This is a genomic window from Aquirufa beregesia (assembly GCF_011090385.1).
Taxonomy (GTDB): Bacteria; Bacteroidota; Bacteroidia; order Cytophagales; family Spirosomataceae; genus Aquirufa; species Aquirufa beregesia.
Window position 1 is genome coordinate 79,171 of the sequence record NZ_SEWW01000008.1, and the last position, 17,145, is coordinate 96,315.

A 17,145-nucleotide genomic window follows, 5' to 3' on the forward strand; every position below is an offset into this window, starting at 1 on the left:
CAAAGGTAATTAGCAAAATTAAGTATTCCAAAACACTTGAAGAATTTATATTCAGTCACTCTTTTTCGTCTCAGGATTTAAAAAAGAAATCGCAAAATTTAACAGCTTTTAAGATTAAATGTGATTATTGTAAGGTTTTCTAAGCTATTTTTAGAAATTCAATTCAACCATGAAACAAGAAACACCTCACCATCACACCCATTGGAAAGTTTGGTATATCGTACTTGGCCTATTCGTTGTATTCATCGTTCTATTTTTTATGATTTTTAGCGCCATATTCCAATAAACATGCATCAATTAGACTGGATAGTTTTACTATTGACCATTGGAGGAATTGTGCTCTATGGAAGTTGGAAAGGAAGAGAAGCTAAACACTCCTTGAAAGGCTTTTTATTAGCTGATCGAGAGCTCCCTTGGTACCACATTCTATTATCTGTGATGGCTACTCAGGCCTCAGCCATTACTTTTTTATCGGTTCCAGGACAAGCCTATACCGATGGGATGCGTTTTGTGCAGTTTTATTTGGGTTTGCCCATTGCCATGATTGTGCTGTCTGTCACCTTCATTCCTCAGTATTATCAATTAAAGATATTTACCGCATACCAGTTCCTTGAAGAACGGTTTGATTCCAAAACGCGTATTTTGACCAGTTTCTTATTTCTGATTCCTCGGGCACTTTCTACCGGGGTCACCATTGCCGCTCCTTCCATTATTCTATCTACTTTATTAGGATGGGATTTAACCTGGACCAATTGCGTCACAGCAGCCGTGGTAACCTTTTATTGTATATTTGGAGGGTCCAAAACCATCTCCTACACACAACTATTACAAATGGGAGTGGTCTTAGCTGGCATGGTCATTGCTGCCATTTACATCATTCAGGCCTTACCTCAAGAAATCGGCATGAAGGAATCCTTGCAGCTGGCGGGAAAAATGGGTAAAATCAATTTAATCGATTGGAAATTTGATATCAATAACCGATATACCATTTGGTCGGGTATCATTGGGGGATTCTTTTTACAACTCTCCTATTTTGGCACGGATCAAAGTCAAGTAGGGCGTTATTTAACTGGGCAAACTGCTAATGAAAGCAAGAAAGGGCTATTACTGAACGGTTTCCTAAAAATCCCGATGCAATTTTTCATCTTACTCGTCGGTATTTTAGTCTTTGTTTTTTATCAATTCAATCAGGCACCGCTCTTTTTTAATAAGACGACCGAGCTGAGTTGGAATACAGCCAAGGGACATGAAGTCATTGACCAAGAAAACAAACAGATTTTCACTCAGAAAAAACAAACGGAAAGTGCATTAATTCAGGCAATATCTCAAGAAGAAACAGCCAAGATACCTGTATTAAAATCTCAAATCATGGATCTGCATGAGAAGCAGGTTAAGGTCAAAGAGAAAGCGGTTGAATTATTAAAGTCGCAAGACCTCAAAGCGGAAAGTCAAGATACCAATTATATCTTCCTCCGCTTTATCGTCGATCATTTACCTATTGGCTTGGTTGGATTTCTAATAGCGATGATTTTATTAGCCTCCATGGGCTCGATGGCTTCTGCTTTTGGTTCATTAACTTCCACCGTAATGGTGGATATTTACCAGCGATTCATCAATCCCCATGCCAGCAATGAGCATTATTGGTGGTCTTCCAAATTAGTCACCTTGGCCTGGGGCATTTTCTGTTTGGTGGTGGCCCAATTTTCAGTTAATATGGGTAGCTTAATTGAAGTGGTCAATATCTTAGGTTCGTGGTTTTATGGCACCATTTTAGGGGTATTCTTATGTGCCTTTTACTTACCAAAAACGCAGGGAACTCAGGTATTTTGGGCTGCTTTAATCGCTGAAGCATTTGTGATATATGCTTGGAAAATCGACTTAATGGCTTTTTTATGGCTGAATGTACTGGGTTGTGTATTGGTGGTGACTTTAGCTTTCCTATTCCAAGGTATCAGTCGGCTATCTAAGGCAAAACCTTGATGTCGAATTTTACGGGAATGACAGGTATTTCGTCATAAGACTTGGCATTAAATATGGCATCAACCACCTCCATACCTTTGGTTACTTTACCAAATACCACATATTTTTTGTAAAACCTTGCTGCTTGTTCTGTATCGGTTACGATAAAAAATTCACTAGGAGAGGATGCTTGTTCGGGGTTTCCCTCATCATAACGAGCCATGGCTAAACTTCCTCGTACAGGCTTTAATTCGTCGATGTATTCCGCAGGCACTAAATAATTCAATCGATCGCGATATTCTCCTCCTCCTTGAATTCCTGTGACATAAACTATTCTATAAAAATATCGATCTTCAAAATAACCCGTCTTTACTAATCGTATGAAATTCAGTCGGTGCAATGGGGTCCGTGCATCCAATTCCATCTCAAAGTCCCCAAGGCGGGTACTGACTAGTACTTTATTTTCAGTCCATTGATCAGCATCTTTTTGCAAAGATTCCTTCACATGTACAGGGTCCAAATTCCAATTGCTTTGACAGGAAAAGAGGCAAATGGCAAAAAGTAAAATAAGTATACGCATAAAAAAAGGGGGCCTAAAGCCCCCTAATTTAATTCAAATATCTGGTTTATGCAGAATGGTTCACTTTCTTTCCAAAGAAGTATAATCCAATAAAGGCTACAATTAAGATAGCAGGGAAAATCAACATATTAGAAAGAGTAGCTTGTCCAGCAGCTAAATCAGCTGCGTCACCTACTAAACCTGTGGCTTCAGCAGTTACTTTGTTTTCTTGAATCCAAGCACCAATAATGGGTTGGAACATAGAAGAAGAGAACATACCAATACCGCCAAGAATAGATAATCCTAATGCACCCGTTTGAGGCATAGTCTCACTCACATATCCTAACATGTTTGGCCAGAAGTAGCAAATACCTAAGGCAAAGAATACAGCAGCTACGTATAACATAGAACCGTCCATGGTAGACATCATGTATAAGCCAATCACACCAAAGATGGCAGACCCTAATAAAACACCTACTGTATTTAATTTATGAATGATTGGACCTGCGAAATAACGACCAACGGCCATTAAACCCGTTACAAGAGCTAAAATCAACATAGGACTAGCACCTGCTTTTGCTAAGATTGGGCCAACCCATTGCTGAGGACCAAATTCAGAAATAGCCGTTAAAGCCATACAAGCCGCCATAAATAAATACAATGGATTTAACATAGCTTTGAAACTATCCAAAGCATTCTCAGCACCTGCACGTGGTTTAGGGAAAGCCTGCCCGTAGAATAATACGGCATAGATAGCGGTAGGGATCAAAATAACCCAAATTTGCGCTTGCCAAGGCATAGACGCATCCGTCATAAATTTAGAAATCAATGAACCAATCACAATACCACCTGGGAACCACATGTGAAAACGATTCAATTTGCTGTTGAAATCCAATCCTGAATAAGAATCGGCAATCATAGGATTACAAGCTGCTTCGGTACAACCGTTACCTAAACCAATCAATAGAGTTGAAATCAACAAAGTATCATAACCTGTGGCATAAATAGTTAATAAAATACCAATGGTGTGAGCAATCAAAGCAATTTGCATGATCAATTTAGGTCCAATAGCTGAATAGAAAACCCCACCAAGGATCATGGATATCGGGAAACCTAAGAACCACATTTGGTTGATATGTCCTAATTGGACAGTATCTAAGCTTAATTCTGCTCCTAACTGCGTTAGAATTCCTGCTCTAATGCTAAAAGAGAAGGCCGTCGTGATAAGCGCAAAACAGCTAGCATAAAACAGACGATTTGCATTAATGGTTTGACTCATAGTTGTTTAGATTTAGTTAAAGGGTGAAACAACGTTTTTTCTTGAAAAATTAAAAATTAACATTAGAAAAATCATGTCAAAAAAACGAAAAGATTTTCAAAGTTTCCTATTAAATTGAAAATATTTTTAATATTTCATTAATTCTACAGCGCTTTTGGCTCAAATTAGTATATTTAGAGTCAATTTTTTAAAAAAATCTAAATCAATATAGATATGATTCAGGGAGGATCTTCCACACAGGCTAAAAACCGTCAAGGCAGAAAAATCCGAATGGGGATGATTGGTGGTAGCTTAGAAGCATTTATAGGTGCCGTACACCGCCGTGGTTCTCAATTAGACGGGGAAATAGAATTAGTATGCGGAGCGTTCAGCTCAAGTGCAGAAAAATCCAAGGCAACTGGTGCAGCATTGTACTTAAACCCTAGCCGGGTATACGGATCATATGAAGAAATGATTCTTAAGGAAAAAGCTTTGCCAGAAGGAGAACGTATGGATTTTGTGTCCATTGTTACGCCCAATCACTTGCATTTTCCAACGGCCAAAATGGCTTTAGAAAATGGTTTTCACGTCGTTTGTGATAAGCCGGCAACATTAAACCTAGCCGAGGCTAAGGAATTAAAGAAAGTCATAGATGCATCAGGCTTGATTTTTGCTTTAACCCATAATTATACCGGATATCCGATGATTAAGGAAGCGAAGCATTTGGTAGATTCTGGGGAATTAGGCGAAATACGAAAAGTGATTGTGGAATATCCACAAGGTTGGTTAATCGACCTAGTGGAGGCAACTGGTCAAAAACAAGCGGCATGGAGAACAGATCCGGCGCGTTGTGGAGCAGCTGGGGCTGTAGGAGACATTGGTACTCATGCTGAAAACCTGGCTAAATACATCACAGGCTTACATATTGATGAATTATGTGCCGACTTAACCATCTTTGTTGATGGCCGTCAATTGGATGATGATGGTAACATTTTAATTCATTATAATAATGGCGCAAGAGGCGTTTTGCATTGCAGTCAAATTTGTAATGGAGAAGAAAATGACTTAAACATCCGTGTTTATGGCTCAAAAGCGGGAATCGTTTGGCATCAAATGGATCCCAATACCCTGATAATCAAGTCGAGAGACGGTGGTAGCAGAACAATACGTACTAATGTGGGTAATCTGTCTGCCCAAGCGCAAGCACATACGCGTCAACCAGCAGGACATCCGGAAGGATACGTAGAAACCTTTGCAAATATTTACCGTAATTTCGCTTTTGCCCTTCGTGCACGTTGGGAAGGTAAAGACCAAGATCCTTTGTACGATTTCCCAGGAATCGATGAAGGGATAAACGGGATGGCATTCATAGAAAATGTGGTTAGATCATCCAGAGATAATACAAATAAGTGGACCAAATTTGAAATTTAATATAGAATAACATGACAAAAATTAAAGTTGGAATCGTAGGAACAGGCTTTATTGGACCTGCTCATATTGAGGCATTAAGACGATTACCGAATGTGGAGGTAGCTGCACTTTGTGAAGTTACCATTGAATTAGCAGAAGCTAAGGCCAAACAATTAGGGATTCCTCGTTGGTATACATTTGATGAATTAATGAAACAAGATGACATCGAATGCGTACACATTTGTACACCTAACTTCTTACACTATTCTCAGTCGAAGGCTGCTTTATTAGCTGGCAAACATGTGGTTTGCGAAAAACCATTAGCTAAGGACCTACATGAGGCAGAAGAATTAGTGGAATTAGCGGCTAAATCAGGTAAAGTTAATGCAGTACACTTCAATTTGCGCTACTATCCTTTGGTACGTCAAATGAAAACCATGCGTGAAAAAGGTGATTTAGGTGAGGTTTATTCTATCATTGGTTCTTATTTACAAGATTGGTTGTTTTATGCAACGGATTACAACTGGCGATTAGAACCCGATAAATCAGGCGATTCACGAGCTATTGCTGATATTGGTTCCCATTTAATGGATATCATTGAATACATCACAGGTCTAAAGACGGTAGAGGTGATGGCTGATTTTAATACGGTACACCCTACACGTAAGAAGCCATTGAAAGCTATTGAGACTTATTCTGGCAAAATGCTTCAACCTGAGGATTATGCTGATGTCAATATTACGACGGAAGATCATGCCAACGTGTTATTACGTTTTGACAATGGCAACCGTGGATCTATTACGGTATCCCAAGTTTCGGCTGGACGTAAAAATCAATTGAAATTAGAGATTTCTGGTTCTAAGAAAACCTTTGCTTGGAATTCAGAAGCTCCCAATGAAGTATGGTTAGGTAATAGAGAGCAAGCTAATCAGGTTTTAATGCGTGATCCGTCTTTGGCATATCCTGAAGCTTCAGCGATTATGACTTTCCCTGGAGGACATAATGAAGGATTCCCTGATACCTCTAAGCAGTTATTTAAGGAAGTTTATGCGGCCATTGAGCAAGGTAAACAACCAGAGAAGCCAAGCTATCCAACCTTTGCGGACGGATACCGTGAATTATTAATTTGTGAAAAAATTCTTGAAAGTACCCGCAAGCAAGCGTGGGTTAAAATTTAATAACTATGCAAACCATCAAAGGACCTGCTATCTTTTTAGCCCAATTTTTGGGTGATGAGGCTCCATTTAATACATTAGACGGAATTACCACCTGGGCTGCAGGATTGGGTTATAAAGGAGTTCAAATTCCTTCTTGGGATCCTCGCTGCATCGATTTACAAAAAGCGGCGGAATCAAAAACCTATTGTGATGAATTGAAAGGCATGCTTGCAGCTAAAGGCTTGCAAATCACTGAACTTTCTACACACTTACAAGGACAATTAGTAGCAGTGAACCCTGCTTATGACATCATGTTTGATGGATTTGCTCCAGATGCTGTGAAAGGCAATCCAAAGGCCAGAACAGAATGGGCGATTCAACAATTAATGTATGCGGCTAAAGCATCTGAAAACTTAGGTTTGACTGCGCATGCGACTTTTTCCGGTGCCTTAATGTGGCATACCGTTTATCCTTGGCCTCAGCGTCCTGCAGGATTAGTCGAACAAGGTTTTGCGGAATTGGCTCGTCGCTGGACACCTATTTTGAATAAATTTGATGAATGCGGTGTAGATCTTTGTTATGAAATTCACCCAGGTGAAGACTTGCATGATGGAGTTTCCTATGAAATGTTCTTGGATGCAGTAAAAGGTCATAAACGTGCCAATTTATTATATGATCCATCCCACTTTGTATTACAAGCTTTGGATTATAAACAATACATTGATTTCTATCATGAGCGCATCAAAATGTTCCATGTGAAAGATGCTGAGTTTAACCCAACAGGCAAACAAGGTGTTTATGGAGGATATCAATCTTGGGTAAACCGAGCTGGTAGATTCCGTTCATTGGGAGATGGCCAAGTGGATTTCAAAAGTATCTTTTCCAAATTAACTCAATACGGATATGACGGTTGGGCTGTTTTAGAATGGGAATGCTGCATTAAAGATCCAGTACAAGGCGCAACAGAAGGCGCACCGTTCATTGCTAATCACATCATCAAAGCCACTGAAAAAGTATTTGATGATTTTGCAGGTGGTGGCGCTGATGAAGAATTCAATAAGCGTGTATTAGGATTATAGGAATATAGCTATTCATGCTTTTACCAGCTTTTTTGCTTAAACGCTGTCAAGGTTCCAAACCTTGACAGCGTTGTAAAAGCATGAACGATTTAAAAAGGAATAAAATTATCTTATTCCAAGAATTACCAATTAACTGATTTCTTCAGCTAATTATCAATCCAATAAAGTCTTTTTTGATTAAAATTCCCTAGCTTTCGGCAAGGCTGTCAGCGTTTGGAACGCTGCCAGCCTTAGGGGAAAATCAGCTATTTTTCGATCACTGTTCCCAATTCTTGGGAAATGTTTTTCTGAATTTCCTTATAATGTATGAAATCCAACAATAGTGCATTCATGGCTTCAGCATCTCCCTGAAAAGATTCCATTTTCTCTAATGTCTCATGCAAATATTGATCATTATAAACTTTACGTAATCGTAAGACGTTTTTAAATGCCAAATCCTCTAGCATCTCATCTTCCAACTTCACACGAATATCATGCTTATCTTTCCAAACATCGGATAAGCTATGCTTGCCTGCGCTGATGTCTATAGCAAACTTTTGGATATCTTCATTTTGATGATGTAAATAAAACTCAGGTGCTGGGAACTGATGCTGGTTAAATTCCATTTTGCAAATCTCCAATATCTCTTCAAATAATGGGGTTTGAAAATGTGTTCCTTCCAACTCTTCAATCAAATACTGCATGAGTGTAACACCTGGAGCTTTCAATGGACTAATCTCCAAATGACCAAAACTAACGAGTAAGCGTATGCATTCTGACTCTTGGTAATAGGCTAAATTGGCTTGAGTTTCTGTAGCAATTTGCCCCGTAGGTTCAATGATTTCCTGAATCTCTTGCCACTGTTGATTCGAAATAGATTCCGAAGCATTGGCTCCTGCTCCACCCCGCTGCTTCAGATTTTTTAAATGAATTTTATTTAATTCAGCCAACAAGACATCTTCATCCAAACGCATCAGCGATGCTGTTTTCTGAACAAATAAACTTCGCTGAATGGCATCAGGTATCTTGGAGATACTTTGAACCATTTCCTTGATCAATTCAGCTCGCTTAAAAGGATCATCTCCAGCCTCCTTTAAAAACAAATTAGCCTGGAAGGAAATAATGTCCTTAGATTCTGATTTGATGTATTCCAAAAATGCCTCAAAACCCACTTTTCTGACAAAGCTATCTGGATCTTGACCTTCCGGAAAAACAACTAAATTAACTTGTAATCCTTCCTCCAGAATCAAATCCATCCCACGCAAGGCTGCCTTGATCCCAGCGGAATCCCCATCGTATAATACGGTTACATGTTGGGTAAATCGACCAATCAATCGAATTTGCTCCACCGTCAATGAAGTTCCAGAAGAAGCTACTACATTCTTAATTCCTGCTTGGTGCAAAGAAATAACATCCGTATACCCCTCCACTAAGTAACAAATGTCCTTAGCTCGAATTTCATTTTTAGCCTGTGAAATACCATATAAGGTGGCCGATTTATGGTAAACCTCTGTCTCAGGTGAATTCAGGTATTTAGCTTGATTTTTGGCATCCGATTTTAAGATTCGAGCACCAAAGGCAATTACTTTACCTGCTACACTATGAATGGGAAAGATAACTCGATTGCGAAAACGGTCATAAACCTTACCTTCTTCGTTCTTTTGAGTCACTAAGCCCGCTTTTTCAATGATTTCCTGACTGAATCCTTGTTTGATGGCTGTTTTATAAAATACATCCCAAGCTTCTGGACTATAGCCTAAATCAAAGGTTTGCAAGGTTGTATCTGAAAATCCTCGCTCTTTGAAATAAGGAATCGCAATGGATTTCCCTTCGGGTGTTTCAACTAACTGTTTCTTGAAAAATTCTTTGGCATATTCCAAAATGATTAACAAACTCTCCCGCTCATTCTGACGAACGATTTGATCATCTGTTAATTCTTCTTCTTGAATGTCTATGCCGTATTTTTTGGCCAAATGCCGTAATGCCTCTCCATATCCCAAGCCCTCAATATCCATGATGAACCGGACAGAATCTCCTGCTTTACCACAACCAAAACATTTGTAGATTCCTTTACTTGGCGAAATGGAAAAAGAAGGAGTCTTTTCCCCATGAAATGGACAACATGCCCAATAATTCGCACCTTTCTTCTTCACTGTCACATAATCTCCCACCACGTCTGCTACTGCAGCCGCTTGTTTGATTCGTTCGACGGTTTCAGGATCAATGCGCATAAAATTATAATAATAAACCCGCTAATGTTGCTGATAAATAACTAGCTAATGTGCCAGCAATTAAGGCTTTAAAACCTAATTTGGCTAAATCACTTCTACGAGAAGGGGCTAATTCTCCAATTCCCCCAATTTGAATGGCAACTGAACTAAAATTAGCAAATCCGCACAAGGCAAAGCTGGTAATTGCGATGGTTTTAGGGTCTAGCGTATCTTTCACCTTCATCATATCTAAATAAGCTACAAACTCATTCACCACCATCTTTTTCCCCATTAAAGCTCCTGCTACTTCTATATCCGCAGAAGGGACTCCCATCGCAAAGGCAAAAACGGAAAAGACCTTCCCTAAAAGTAAATTCATGGATAATGTTGGCATGCCAATCCAATTTCCTATATGTCCTAATCCTAAATCCACCAAGGCAATCAAAGCAATAAAACCAATTAACATAGCTATTACATTCAAACCTACCTTCAATCCTTCGCTTGCGCCCGCTGCGATGGCATCCACTAAATTGGCATGCGATTTTTGTTTTTCTAATTTTACGGCTCCTTCCGTTTCTGATTTCTCGGTTTCAGGAAAAATTATTTTGGATATCACCAGCGCCCCAGGTGCCGCCATTAAACTAGCCGCTAATAAATAAGCTGCAGGTACACCTAAAGAAATATATACCGCCATAACCCCTCCCGCAATACAAGCAAAACTACCTGTCATGGAAGCCATTAACTCACTGTTCGTCATGTTTTTCAAATAAGGCTTAATCATGATCTGAGCTTCAACTTGGCCTACAAAAGTGGATGCCACATTGGACAAAGCTTCTGCTCCACTAACACCCATTAACCAGTGCACCACCTTACCAATAGCTGCAACTACTCGTTGCAATATTCCCAAGTAATAAAACATATTCACCAATACCGCCACAAAAATGATGGTTGGGACTACTTTAAAAAAGAAGATGTAATCGTTTCCTGAACCAAAAGCGCGTGACATTAAGTCGCGGTTCACCAATGATCCAAACACGAATTGAGCGCCTTTATCAGCTTGCCCTAATAAAGTATTGATGGAATCACCCAACCATTGGAAGATTGCCTGACCTGTATCCGTTTTAAGAATGAATACAGCTAAAAATATTTGTAAAAGCAAACCAACACCCACTGTACGGTAATTAATCGCTTTCCGGTTATTTGACATTAAAAATGCAACTCCCAGAATTAAAACAATCCCCAATAGCCCCGTAAATCTTTCCATAATATATTGATGTTCGTGTATGCCTAATTTTTACCTTCCAATGTAACTGTAAATTGATCAAATGGCAATTGACTGACCAAATCATCTTCTTTTATTTCATAAAATGCCTGATGGATATTGAATGGGTCATTACTTTCCACTTTCCAGTATGAACCGTCTTCTTGCATTTCATACGAATTAACGGTATCTCTTAAATTCCATAACAAAATGGTAATGGCCATGTTCTTTGCTCTTGGATTGACCAATTCAAATAAAGACTCTATTCGGCGGTCAAAACTACGCACCATTACATCTGCCGAACCACCATATACTTTAGGCTCTCCGGCATTGTGAAAATAAAATATACGCGTATGTTCCAAATAATTACCCACAATGGATTTGATGTAAATATTTTCCGATAAACCATTTCTTTGGGGTCTCAAACAACAAATTCCTCGAACAATTAGTAATATAGGTACACCTACTTGGGAGGCTTCATACAATAACTCCATGGTTTGAGTATCTTGCAATGAATTGATTTTCAGGCATATACTAGATGGTAAACCATTCTGATGATTTACCATTTCCGTCCGAATCATTTCCAACAATCGATTTCGCATATCGCGTGGAGCGGTAATCAAATGCTCATAATGCGTCGGCATGGAATGCCCGGTTATAACATTGAAAAACTCAGAAATATCTTGGGTAATCCGACTATCCGTAGTTAATAATCCAATATCCGTATACAGCTTGGCTGTATCTTCATTGTAATTTCCTGAAGAAAGATGCGCATAACTCATCACATAATATCCTTCATTACGAATGACTTGTAATAATTTGGTATGCGTTTTTAAACCAGGAATACCATAGATAACAAAACATCCAGCCTTTTGTAATTTAGTGGCTTCTCGGATATTGTTTTCTTCATCAAAACGAGCTTTAACCTCAAACAATACAGAAACGTGTTTTCCTTGTTCGGCCGCCCGCAACAAAGCATGTGAAATTCGAGAATTTTTCGAAATACGGTACAACGTAATTTTGATTGCCAATACATTCGGATCATCTGCCGCCTGATCGAGTAATTGAACCACCGGATCAAAATTATTATACGGGTGATGAAGTAAAATATCCCCCCTTTTCATGGTCTCAAAAATATCATCAATCTTCACTGATTTGAGTCCTAAAGCTGGGACAACAGGAGGATTTGCGGCCATTTTCACCTTGAATTCTGGGTGTTTTACTATTTGCCAAAATGCGGTAAAATCTAAAATGGACGACTTAATGAAAATATCTGATTTCTCTAATGACCAGCGTTTCAACATTTCTTCCAACAGAAATTCGGAATGCTCCTTCTCCACCTCTACGCGCGTCACACGACCCAAACGGCGATCTTTAATTTTCTTTTTAATCTCATCCACAAAATCGATTTCAGCATCTTCATGCTCCACCACATCAAAATCACCATTCCGGGTAATTCGGAATAAGGTAGTAGACTCAATTTCTACATTACGATACAGAACTTGTAAGTGATGACGGATCAATTGTTCAATCGGTAAGAAAAGAATTTTATCGTCTCTTTCAATCACATAAAAACGGGCCAAATTCAAAGGAATTTGAACAAAAGAAATCTTTTTATCTTTTTCTGACTTATGCTTTCCATGTACCTTTTTATCGGAAGCACCTATGGTCACTACCCCAAAAATCAAGGTTTTAGCCAATAAACTTGGGAAAGTATGGGTATGGTCAAAGACCATGGGAGTTAACATGGGATAAATGGTACGGTGGAAATACGTTTCCACTTCTTGCATTTCTTCCGATGTTAGATCATCCAAATTAGCCAGCAACAGACCATTCTCAGGAAAAAGAGGTAGTATTTCCTCAACAAACAGGCGGTGTTTCTCCTGACTAAACTCTTGAGCAGAAGCAATCAAGGTTTGTTTGAATGGTACTTCTCTCAAACCAGAATAATCCGTCCTCTCTTTTCCAAAATCAATGTAATTATACAAGGACCCAATGCGAATCGTAAAAAACTCATCCAAATTGGAAGCTGTAATAGCTAAGAATTTTAAACGATCAAATAAGGTTCGTTGATCATCTCTCGCCTGATCTAAAACTCGCTCATCAAACTTTAACCAAGACAAATCCCTGGAGATAAATTTCGACTTTGCAATGATGTCCTTCGACTTTTGCATCGCCTTCTCAATTTTCCACGAAGAATCCTTAGGAGCGACCAAATTGATCTTCCAATTCTTAGGCTTTAGTAATGACAAAAGATTCCCTGTGGAGGAATCTTTTGTATCGCTATGTTTGACTGCTTTATTCGAATGATCCATTGTTTATTTAGGCATTTGAATGTTTAATTGCTTCGTAATCTGAACCCAAGCGGCCTACTTCGTGAAGTAGATATCGTTGAAGCTCAACATTAAAAACTTTCTTTTCCTCTTCATCTAAACTCGCATAAAAGTCCTTCAATTCCTGATTGATGGTCTTTTTCTCCGCTTGGTCAGCCGCATTGATGGATCTGACGTGATACGATTTAAAATCAAACTGCATACTACTAAACGTCTACTTTTGCGTATTTAGCATTTTTTTCAATGAAATCCCTACGAGGAGCTACTTCATCTCCCATCAACATAGAGAACAACAAATCTGCCTCTATGGCGGAATCGATGGTCACCTGTTTCAAGGTTCTAGATTCAGGATTCATGGTTGTTTCCCATAATTGCTCGGCATTCATCTCTCCCAAACCCTTATAACGCTGTACTCCCACATTATCTTCTTTACCACCTCCAGCTAATTCCTGAATGGCTTGATCACGTTGATTTTCAGTCCATACATAACGCACATTTTGTCCTTTTTTAACTTGATATAAAGGAGGCTGCGCAATATAGATGTAGCCATTATCTACCAATGGACGCATATAGCGGAAGAAGAATGTTAAAATCAACGTACGAATGTGGCTTCCATCCACATCGGCATCGGTCATGATGATGATTTTGTGATAACGTAATTTATCAATATTCAAGGCCTTCTCATCTCCATCCTTACCAAAAAAGACTCCCAAAGCGGTCATCATATTCTTGATCTCCTCATTCTCATAGATTCGGTATTCTTGCGCTTTTTCTACGTTCAAAATTTTACCACGCAATGGCAAAATGGCTTGAAAGGCACGATTACGTCCTTGCTTAGCTGTTCCACCCGCTGAATCTCCCTCGACCAGGTATAACTCACAAACTTCAGGATCTGAATCGGAACAGTCGGCTAGTTTACCAGGCAAAGAATTAGAACCTAACACTGTTTTTCTTTGAACCATTTCACGAGCCTTACGAGCCGCATGTCTCGCTTGAGCCGCTAAAATAACCTTAGCCACAATTAGACGAGCCTCTTTAGGGTGTTCTTCCAACCAAGACTCTAACATGTCTGACATAGCCGAAGAAACAGCTCCAGACACCTCTCCATTACCTAATTTGGTTTTGGTTTGACCTTCAAATTGAGGCTCTGCTACTTTCACAGAGATAACGGCTGTTAGACCCTCTCTAAAATCGTCCCCTGCAATATCTATCTTTAGCTTTTCTAAGGCTCCTGATTTATCTGCATAATTTTTCAAAGTACGAGTTAAGGCTCCTCTAAAACCAGCTACGTGTGTACCTCCTTCTATGGTATTGATGTTGTTTACATAAGAAACCACATTTTCAGAATAGGATGTATTATACAACATAGCTACTTGAACCGGAACACCATTTTTATCACCCTCCATATAAATAGGCTCAGCAAATAATGGCTCACGGGTAGCATCTAAATAGGATACGAACTCGCGTAAACCGCCTTCCGAGAAAAACTCTTCTGATTTGGCTACGCCATTCTCATCTAAATCACGTAAATCCGTTAAAAACACGCGAATACCGGCATTTAAAAAGGATAATTCACGCAAACGACCAGCTACCGTCTCATATTTGTATTCGGTAACGGTGAAGATGCTTTCATCTGGCTTAAACAAAACCGAAGTACCTGTTTTATCTGTAGTGCCCACTTCCTTTACTGGATACTGCGGCACACCGATTTTATATTCTTGTTGGAAAACCTTTCCTTCTCTTTGAACGGTAACTTTCAAATCCGTCGACAAAGCATTCACACAGGATACACCTACCCCGTGAAGACCTCCAGAAACTTTGTAAGTATCTTTATCAAATTTACCTCCAGCGTGAAGCACCGTCATAACCACTTCCAAAGCAGAACGCTTCTCCTTGGTGTGCATACCCGTTGGGATACCCCGACCATTATCTTCAACCAAGATTGAATTATCGGTATTGATGGTCACCTTAATCAAATCACAATGACCTGCTAAAGCCTCATCAATGGAGTTGTCTACCACCTCCCAAATCAAGTGATGTAGACCTTTAAATCCGGTATCACCGATGTACATGGAAGGACGCTTACGAACCGCCTCTAAACCTTCTAAAACTTGGATATTATCTGCACCGTAATTTGCTCTATCTAGAGCCGCCGAATCTTGTGCTTCTGACATAATGATGTGTAAAAGGGTTAAATGAAGAACTCCCTCATTGCATAGGGCAGTCCTCTAAAAATTCTAGAATTAATTTTTTAAAAATAAGGATTTTTTCCCTGAAAAACTAGTAATTCCTCAGGGAAAAAATGCACAGAATCTTAATGTTTGAAATGACGAATTCCTGTCATGACCATGGCCATTTGATGGGCATCACAGAAATTGATGGAATCTTGATCCTTGATAGATCCTCCTGGCTGAGTCACGGCTACTACGCCTGCTTGACTAGCAATCTCTACACAATCTGGGAATGGGAAAAAGGCATCAGATGCCATCACAGCACCTTGCAAATCAAAGCCAAATTCTTTGGCCTTTTCTATCGCTTGTTTTAAAGCATCCACACGAGATGTTTGGCCTACTCCTGAAGCCAGTAACTGACCTTCCTTGGCTAAAACAATGGTATTGGATTTGGTATGCTTACAAATCTTCAAAGCAAATGCTAAGGCTCTTTTTTGTTCTTCCGTAGGTGCTAAGGCAGTCACTGTTTTAAAATCCGCGACACCTTCCATCACTAAATCTTTATCTTGCTCCAAAACCCCATTCAATAATGTCTTGAACATCACCTTAGGGAATTCTACTTGATTTCTTTTTAGAAGAATGCGATTCTTCTTCGTTTTTAATATCTCTAATGCCTCCTCAGAAAAGGATGGAGCAATTAAAATTTCACAGAATAAAGGATTGATGGATTCCGCTGCAGCTTTATCCACTTCCTGATTGGTTGCCAATACCCCTCCAAATGCCGAAACGGGGTCGCAAGCCAAAGCCTTATCATAGGCTTCTTTCACCGAATTGCCTGTTGCCACGCCGCAAGCATTCATGTGTTTAATAATAACAAAGGCTGTTTCTTCAAACTCATCCAACAAGGATAAACAAGCATCCACATCCACTAAGTTGTTATAAGACAACTCTTTCCCATGCAATTTGTCAAACAATGCAGCTATATCTCCATAAAACTTACCTTGCTGGTGAGGATTTTCTCCATAACGTAAGGTATGAGAAGGCAATGCCGTATAATTGGCTAAATTGGCGGTTTCTCCAGCGAAATAACGCTGAATAGCTCCATCATAATGCGAGGATACCGTAAAAGCCTTTTGAGCAAAACTTCTTCTTTGTTCCAACGTTGTACCTGCTCCATTCACATCAAAAATGGAAGATACCTCCGCATATTGATCTCTCGAAGATACAATTAGCACATCAGCAAAGTTTTTTGCTGCACCACGAATCAAAGAAATACCACCAATGTCTATTTTTTCAATAATGTCTTCATCAGATGCACCAGAAGCAACTGTTTCTTCAAAGGGATACAAATCCACCATGACCAAATCCAACGCTGGAATTTCATATTGCTTAGCTACTTCCACATCGGAAGCATGGTCTCTACGGTACAAAATACCACCAAAAACTTTGGGATGTAAGGTTTTAACACGACCTCCAAAAATGGAAGGGTAGCCTGTTAAATCCTCTACTGCAATGACCGGAATACCTAATTCTTCGATAAATGATTGAGTTCCACCGGTAGAATACAAGGTCACTCCTTCTTCATGAAGTTTTTGAATGATAGGTGCTAAACCATCTTTGTAATAAACAGAAATTAAGGCTGATTGAATTTTTTTAATCGACATGGGGCTTGGAAATAAATGAAGCCACAAAGGTACGAATTAAAACAAAAATCGACTAATGAAAATGTGAGTGATTATTTAGGGAAATGGTTCCTATATGTAGAGAAA

12 protein-coding genes are annotated in these 17,145 nt (G+C 39.3%); 4 read left to right on the plus strand and 8 right to left on the minus strand.

Annotation, left to right across the window (positions count from 1 at the left end; all coding sequences use genetic code 11):
- Window positions 1-288 precede the first annotated feature (288 nt).
- Window positions 289-1,980, plus strand: coding sequence for a sodium:solute symporter (locus EWU23_RS11675; protein WP_166232380.1), 1,692 nt, complete (start codon window positions 289-291; stop codon window positions 1,978-1,980).
- Here the strand turns inward: EWU23_RS11675 and EWU23_RS11680 are convergent.
- A complete protein-coding gene (locus EWU23_RS11680; protein WP_166232382.1) occupies window positions 1,964-2,539 on the minus strand; it encodes a peptidylprolyl isomerase in 576 nt (191 codons plus the stop codon). The genes EWU23_RS11675 and EWU23_RS11680 overlap by 17 nt on opposite strands.
- Before the next feature lie 46 nt (window positions 2,540-2,585).
- Complete coding sequence (locus EWU23_RS11685; protein ID WP_166232384.1) at window positions 2,586-3,797, minus strand: MFS transporter; 1,212 nt, start codon at window positions 3,795-3,797, stop codon at window positions 2,586-2,588.
- Between the two features lie 270 nt (window positions 3,798-4,067).
- Here EWU23_RS11685 and EWU23_RS11690 point away from each other — a divergent pair, with 270 nt between their 5' ends.
- From EWU23_RS11690 to EWU23_RS11700, 3 genes are read left to right on the plus strand one after another with little or no spacing between them, the layout of a single operon-like run.
- Window positions 4,068-5,207 (plus strand): Gfo/Idh/MocA family protein, encoded by a 1,140-nt coding sequence (locus EWU23_RS11690; protein WP_166232483.1) that lies wholly within the window; start codon window positions 4,068-4,070, stop codon window positions 5,205-5,207.
- An 11-nt stretch (window positions 5,208-5,218) separates the two neighbouring features.
- Window positions 5,219-6,364 carry a Gfo/Idh/MocA family protein gene (locus EWU23_RS11695; RefSeq protein ID WP_166232386.1) on the plus strand — a complete coding sequence of 382 codons (1,146 nt, stop codon included), beginning with the start codon at window positions 5,219-5,221 and terminating at the stop codon, window positions 6,362-6,364.
- A gap of 5 nt (window positions 6,365-6,369) precedes the next feature.
- On the plus strand, window positions 6,370-7,422 hold the full coding sequence (locus EWU23_RS11700) for a sugar phosphate isomerase/epimerase family protein (RefSeq protein ID WP_166232388.1): 1,053 nt from the start codon (window positions 6,370-6,372) through the stop codon (window positions 7,420-7,422).
- A gap of 245 nt (window positions 7,423-7,667) precedes the next feature.
- Here EWU23_RS11700 and dnaG read toward each other — a convergent pair whose 3' ends face one another.
- The 6 genes from dnaG to purH form a co-directional block, all read right to left on the minus strand.
- Window positions 7,668-9,632 (minus strand): DNA primase, encoded by a 1,965-nt coding sequence (gene dnaG, locus EWU23_RS11705; protein ID WP_166232390.1) that lies wholly within the window; start codon window positions 9,630-9,632, stop codon window positions 7,668-7,670.
- Between the two features lie 4 nt (window positions 9,633-9,636).
- Window positions 9,637-10,875: a NupC/NupG family nucleoside CNT transporter gene (locus EWU23_RS11710; RefSeq protein ID WP_166232393.1), complete on the minus strand. Its 1,239-nt coding sequence runs from the start codon at window positions 10,873-10,875 to the stop codon at window positions 9,637-9,639.
- A gap of 23 nt (window positions 10,876-10,898) precedes the next feature.
- Entirely contained in the window at window positions 10,899-13,187 is a 2,289-nt protein-coding gene (gene ppk1, locus EWU23_RS11715) for a polyphosphate kinase 1 (protein WP_166232395.1), read from the minus strand.
- A 7-nt stretch (window positions 13,188-13,194) separates the two neighbouring features.
- Entirely contained in the window at window positions 13,195-13,407 is a 213-nt protein-coding gene (locus EWU23_RS11720) for a hypothetical protein (RefSeq protein WP_166232397.1), read from the minus strand.
- Between the two features lie 4 nt (window positions 13,408-13,411).
- A complete protein-coding gene (gene gyrB / locus EWU23_RS11725) occupies window positions 13,412-15,379 on the minus strand; it encodes a DNA topoisomerase (ATP-hydrolyzing) subunit B (RefSeq protein WP_166232399.1) in 1,968 nt (655 codons plus the stop codon).
- A 140-nt stretch (window positions 15,380-15,519) separates the two neighbouring features.
- Window positions 15,520-17,040 (minus strand): bifunctional phosphoribosylaminoimidazolecarboxamide formyltransferase/IMP cyclohydrolase, encoded by a 1,521-nt coding sequence (purH, locus tag EWU23_RS11730; RefSeq protein ID WP_166232401.1) that lies wholly within the window; start codon window positions 17,038-17,040, stop codon window positions 15,520-15,522.
- Window positions 17,041-17,145: the final 105 nt, after the last annotated feature.

What these genes read in the sequence shown, in the direction of transcription:
- EWU23_RS11675 (WP_166232380.1), top strand. Translation starts at nt 289, where the DNA reads ATGCATCAATTAGACTGGATAGTTTTACTATTGACCATTGGAGGAATT.
- EWU23_RS11680 (WP_166232382.1), bottom strand. Translation starts at nt 2,539, where the DNA reads ATGCGTATACTTATTTTACTTTTTGCCATTTGCCTCTTTTCCTGTCAA.
- EWU23_RS11685 (WP_166232384.1), bottom strand. Translation starts at nt 3,797, where the DNA reads ATGAGTCAAACCATTAATGCAAATCGTCTGTTTTATGCTAGCTGTTTT.
- EWU23_RS11690 (WP_166232483.1), top strand. Translation starts at nt 4,068, where the DNA reads ATGGGGATGATTGGTGGTAGCTTAGAAGCATTTATAGGTGCCGTACAC.
- EWU23_RS11695 (WP_166232386.1), top strand. Translation starts at nt 5,219, where the DNA reads ATGACAAAAATTAAAGTTGGAATCGTAGGAACAGGCTTTATTGGACCT.
- EWU23_RS11700 (WP_166232388.1), top strand. Translation starts at nt 6,370, where the DNA reads ATGCAAACCATCAAAGGACCTGCTATCTTTTTAGCCCAATTTTTGGGT.
- dnaG (WP_166232390.1), bottom strand. Translation starts at nt 9,632, where the DNA reads ATGCGCATTGATCCTGAAACCGTCGAACGAATCAAACAAGCGGCTGCA.
- EWU23_RS11710 (WP_166232393.1), bottom strand. Translation starts at nt 10,875, where the DNA reads ATGGAAAGATTTACGGGGCTATTGGGGATTGTTTTAATTCTGGGAGTT.
- ppk1 (WP_166232395.1), bottom strand. Translation starts at nt 13,187, where the DNA reads ATGGATCATTCGAATAAAGCAGTCAAACATAGCGATACAAAAGATTCC.
- EWU23_RS11720 (WP_166232397.1), bottom strand. Translation starts at nt 13,407, where the DNA reads ATGCAGTTTGATTTTAAATCGTATCACGTCAGATCCATCAATGCGGCT.
- gyrB (WP_166232399.1), bottom strand. Translation starts at nt 15,379, where the DNA reads ATGTCAGAAGCACAAGATTCGGCGGCTCTAGATAGAGCAAATTACGGT.
- purH (WP_166232401.1), bottom strand. Translation starts at nt 17,040, where the DNA reads ATGTCGATTAAAAAAATTCAATCAGCCTTAATTTCTGTTTATTACAAA.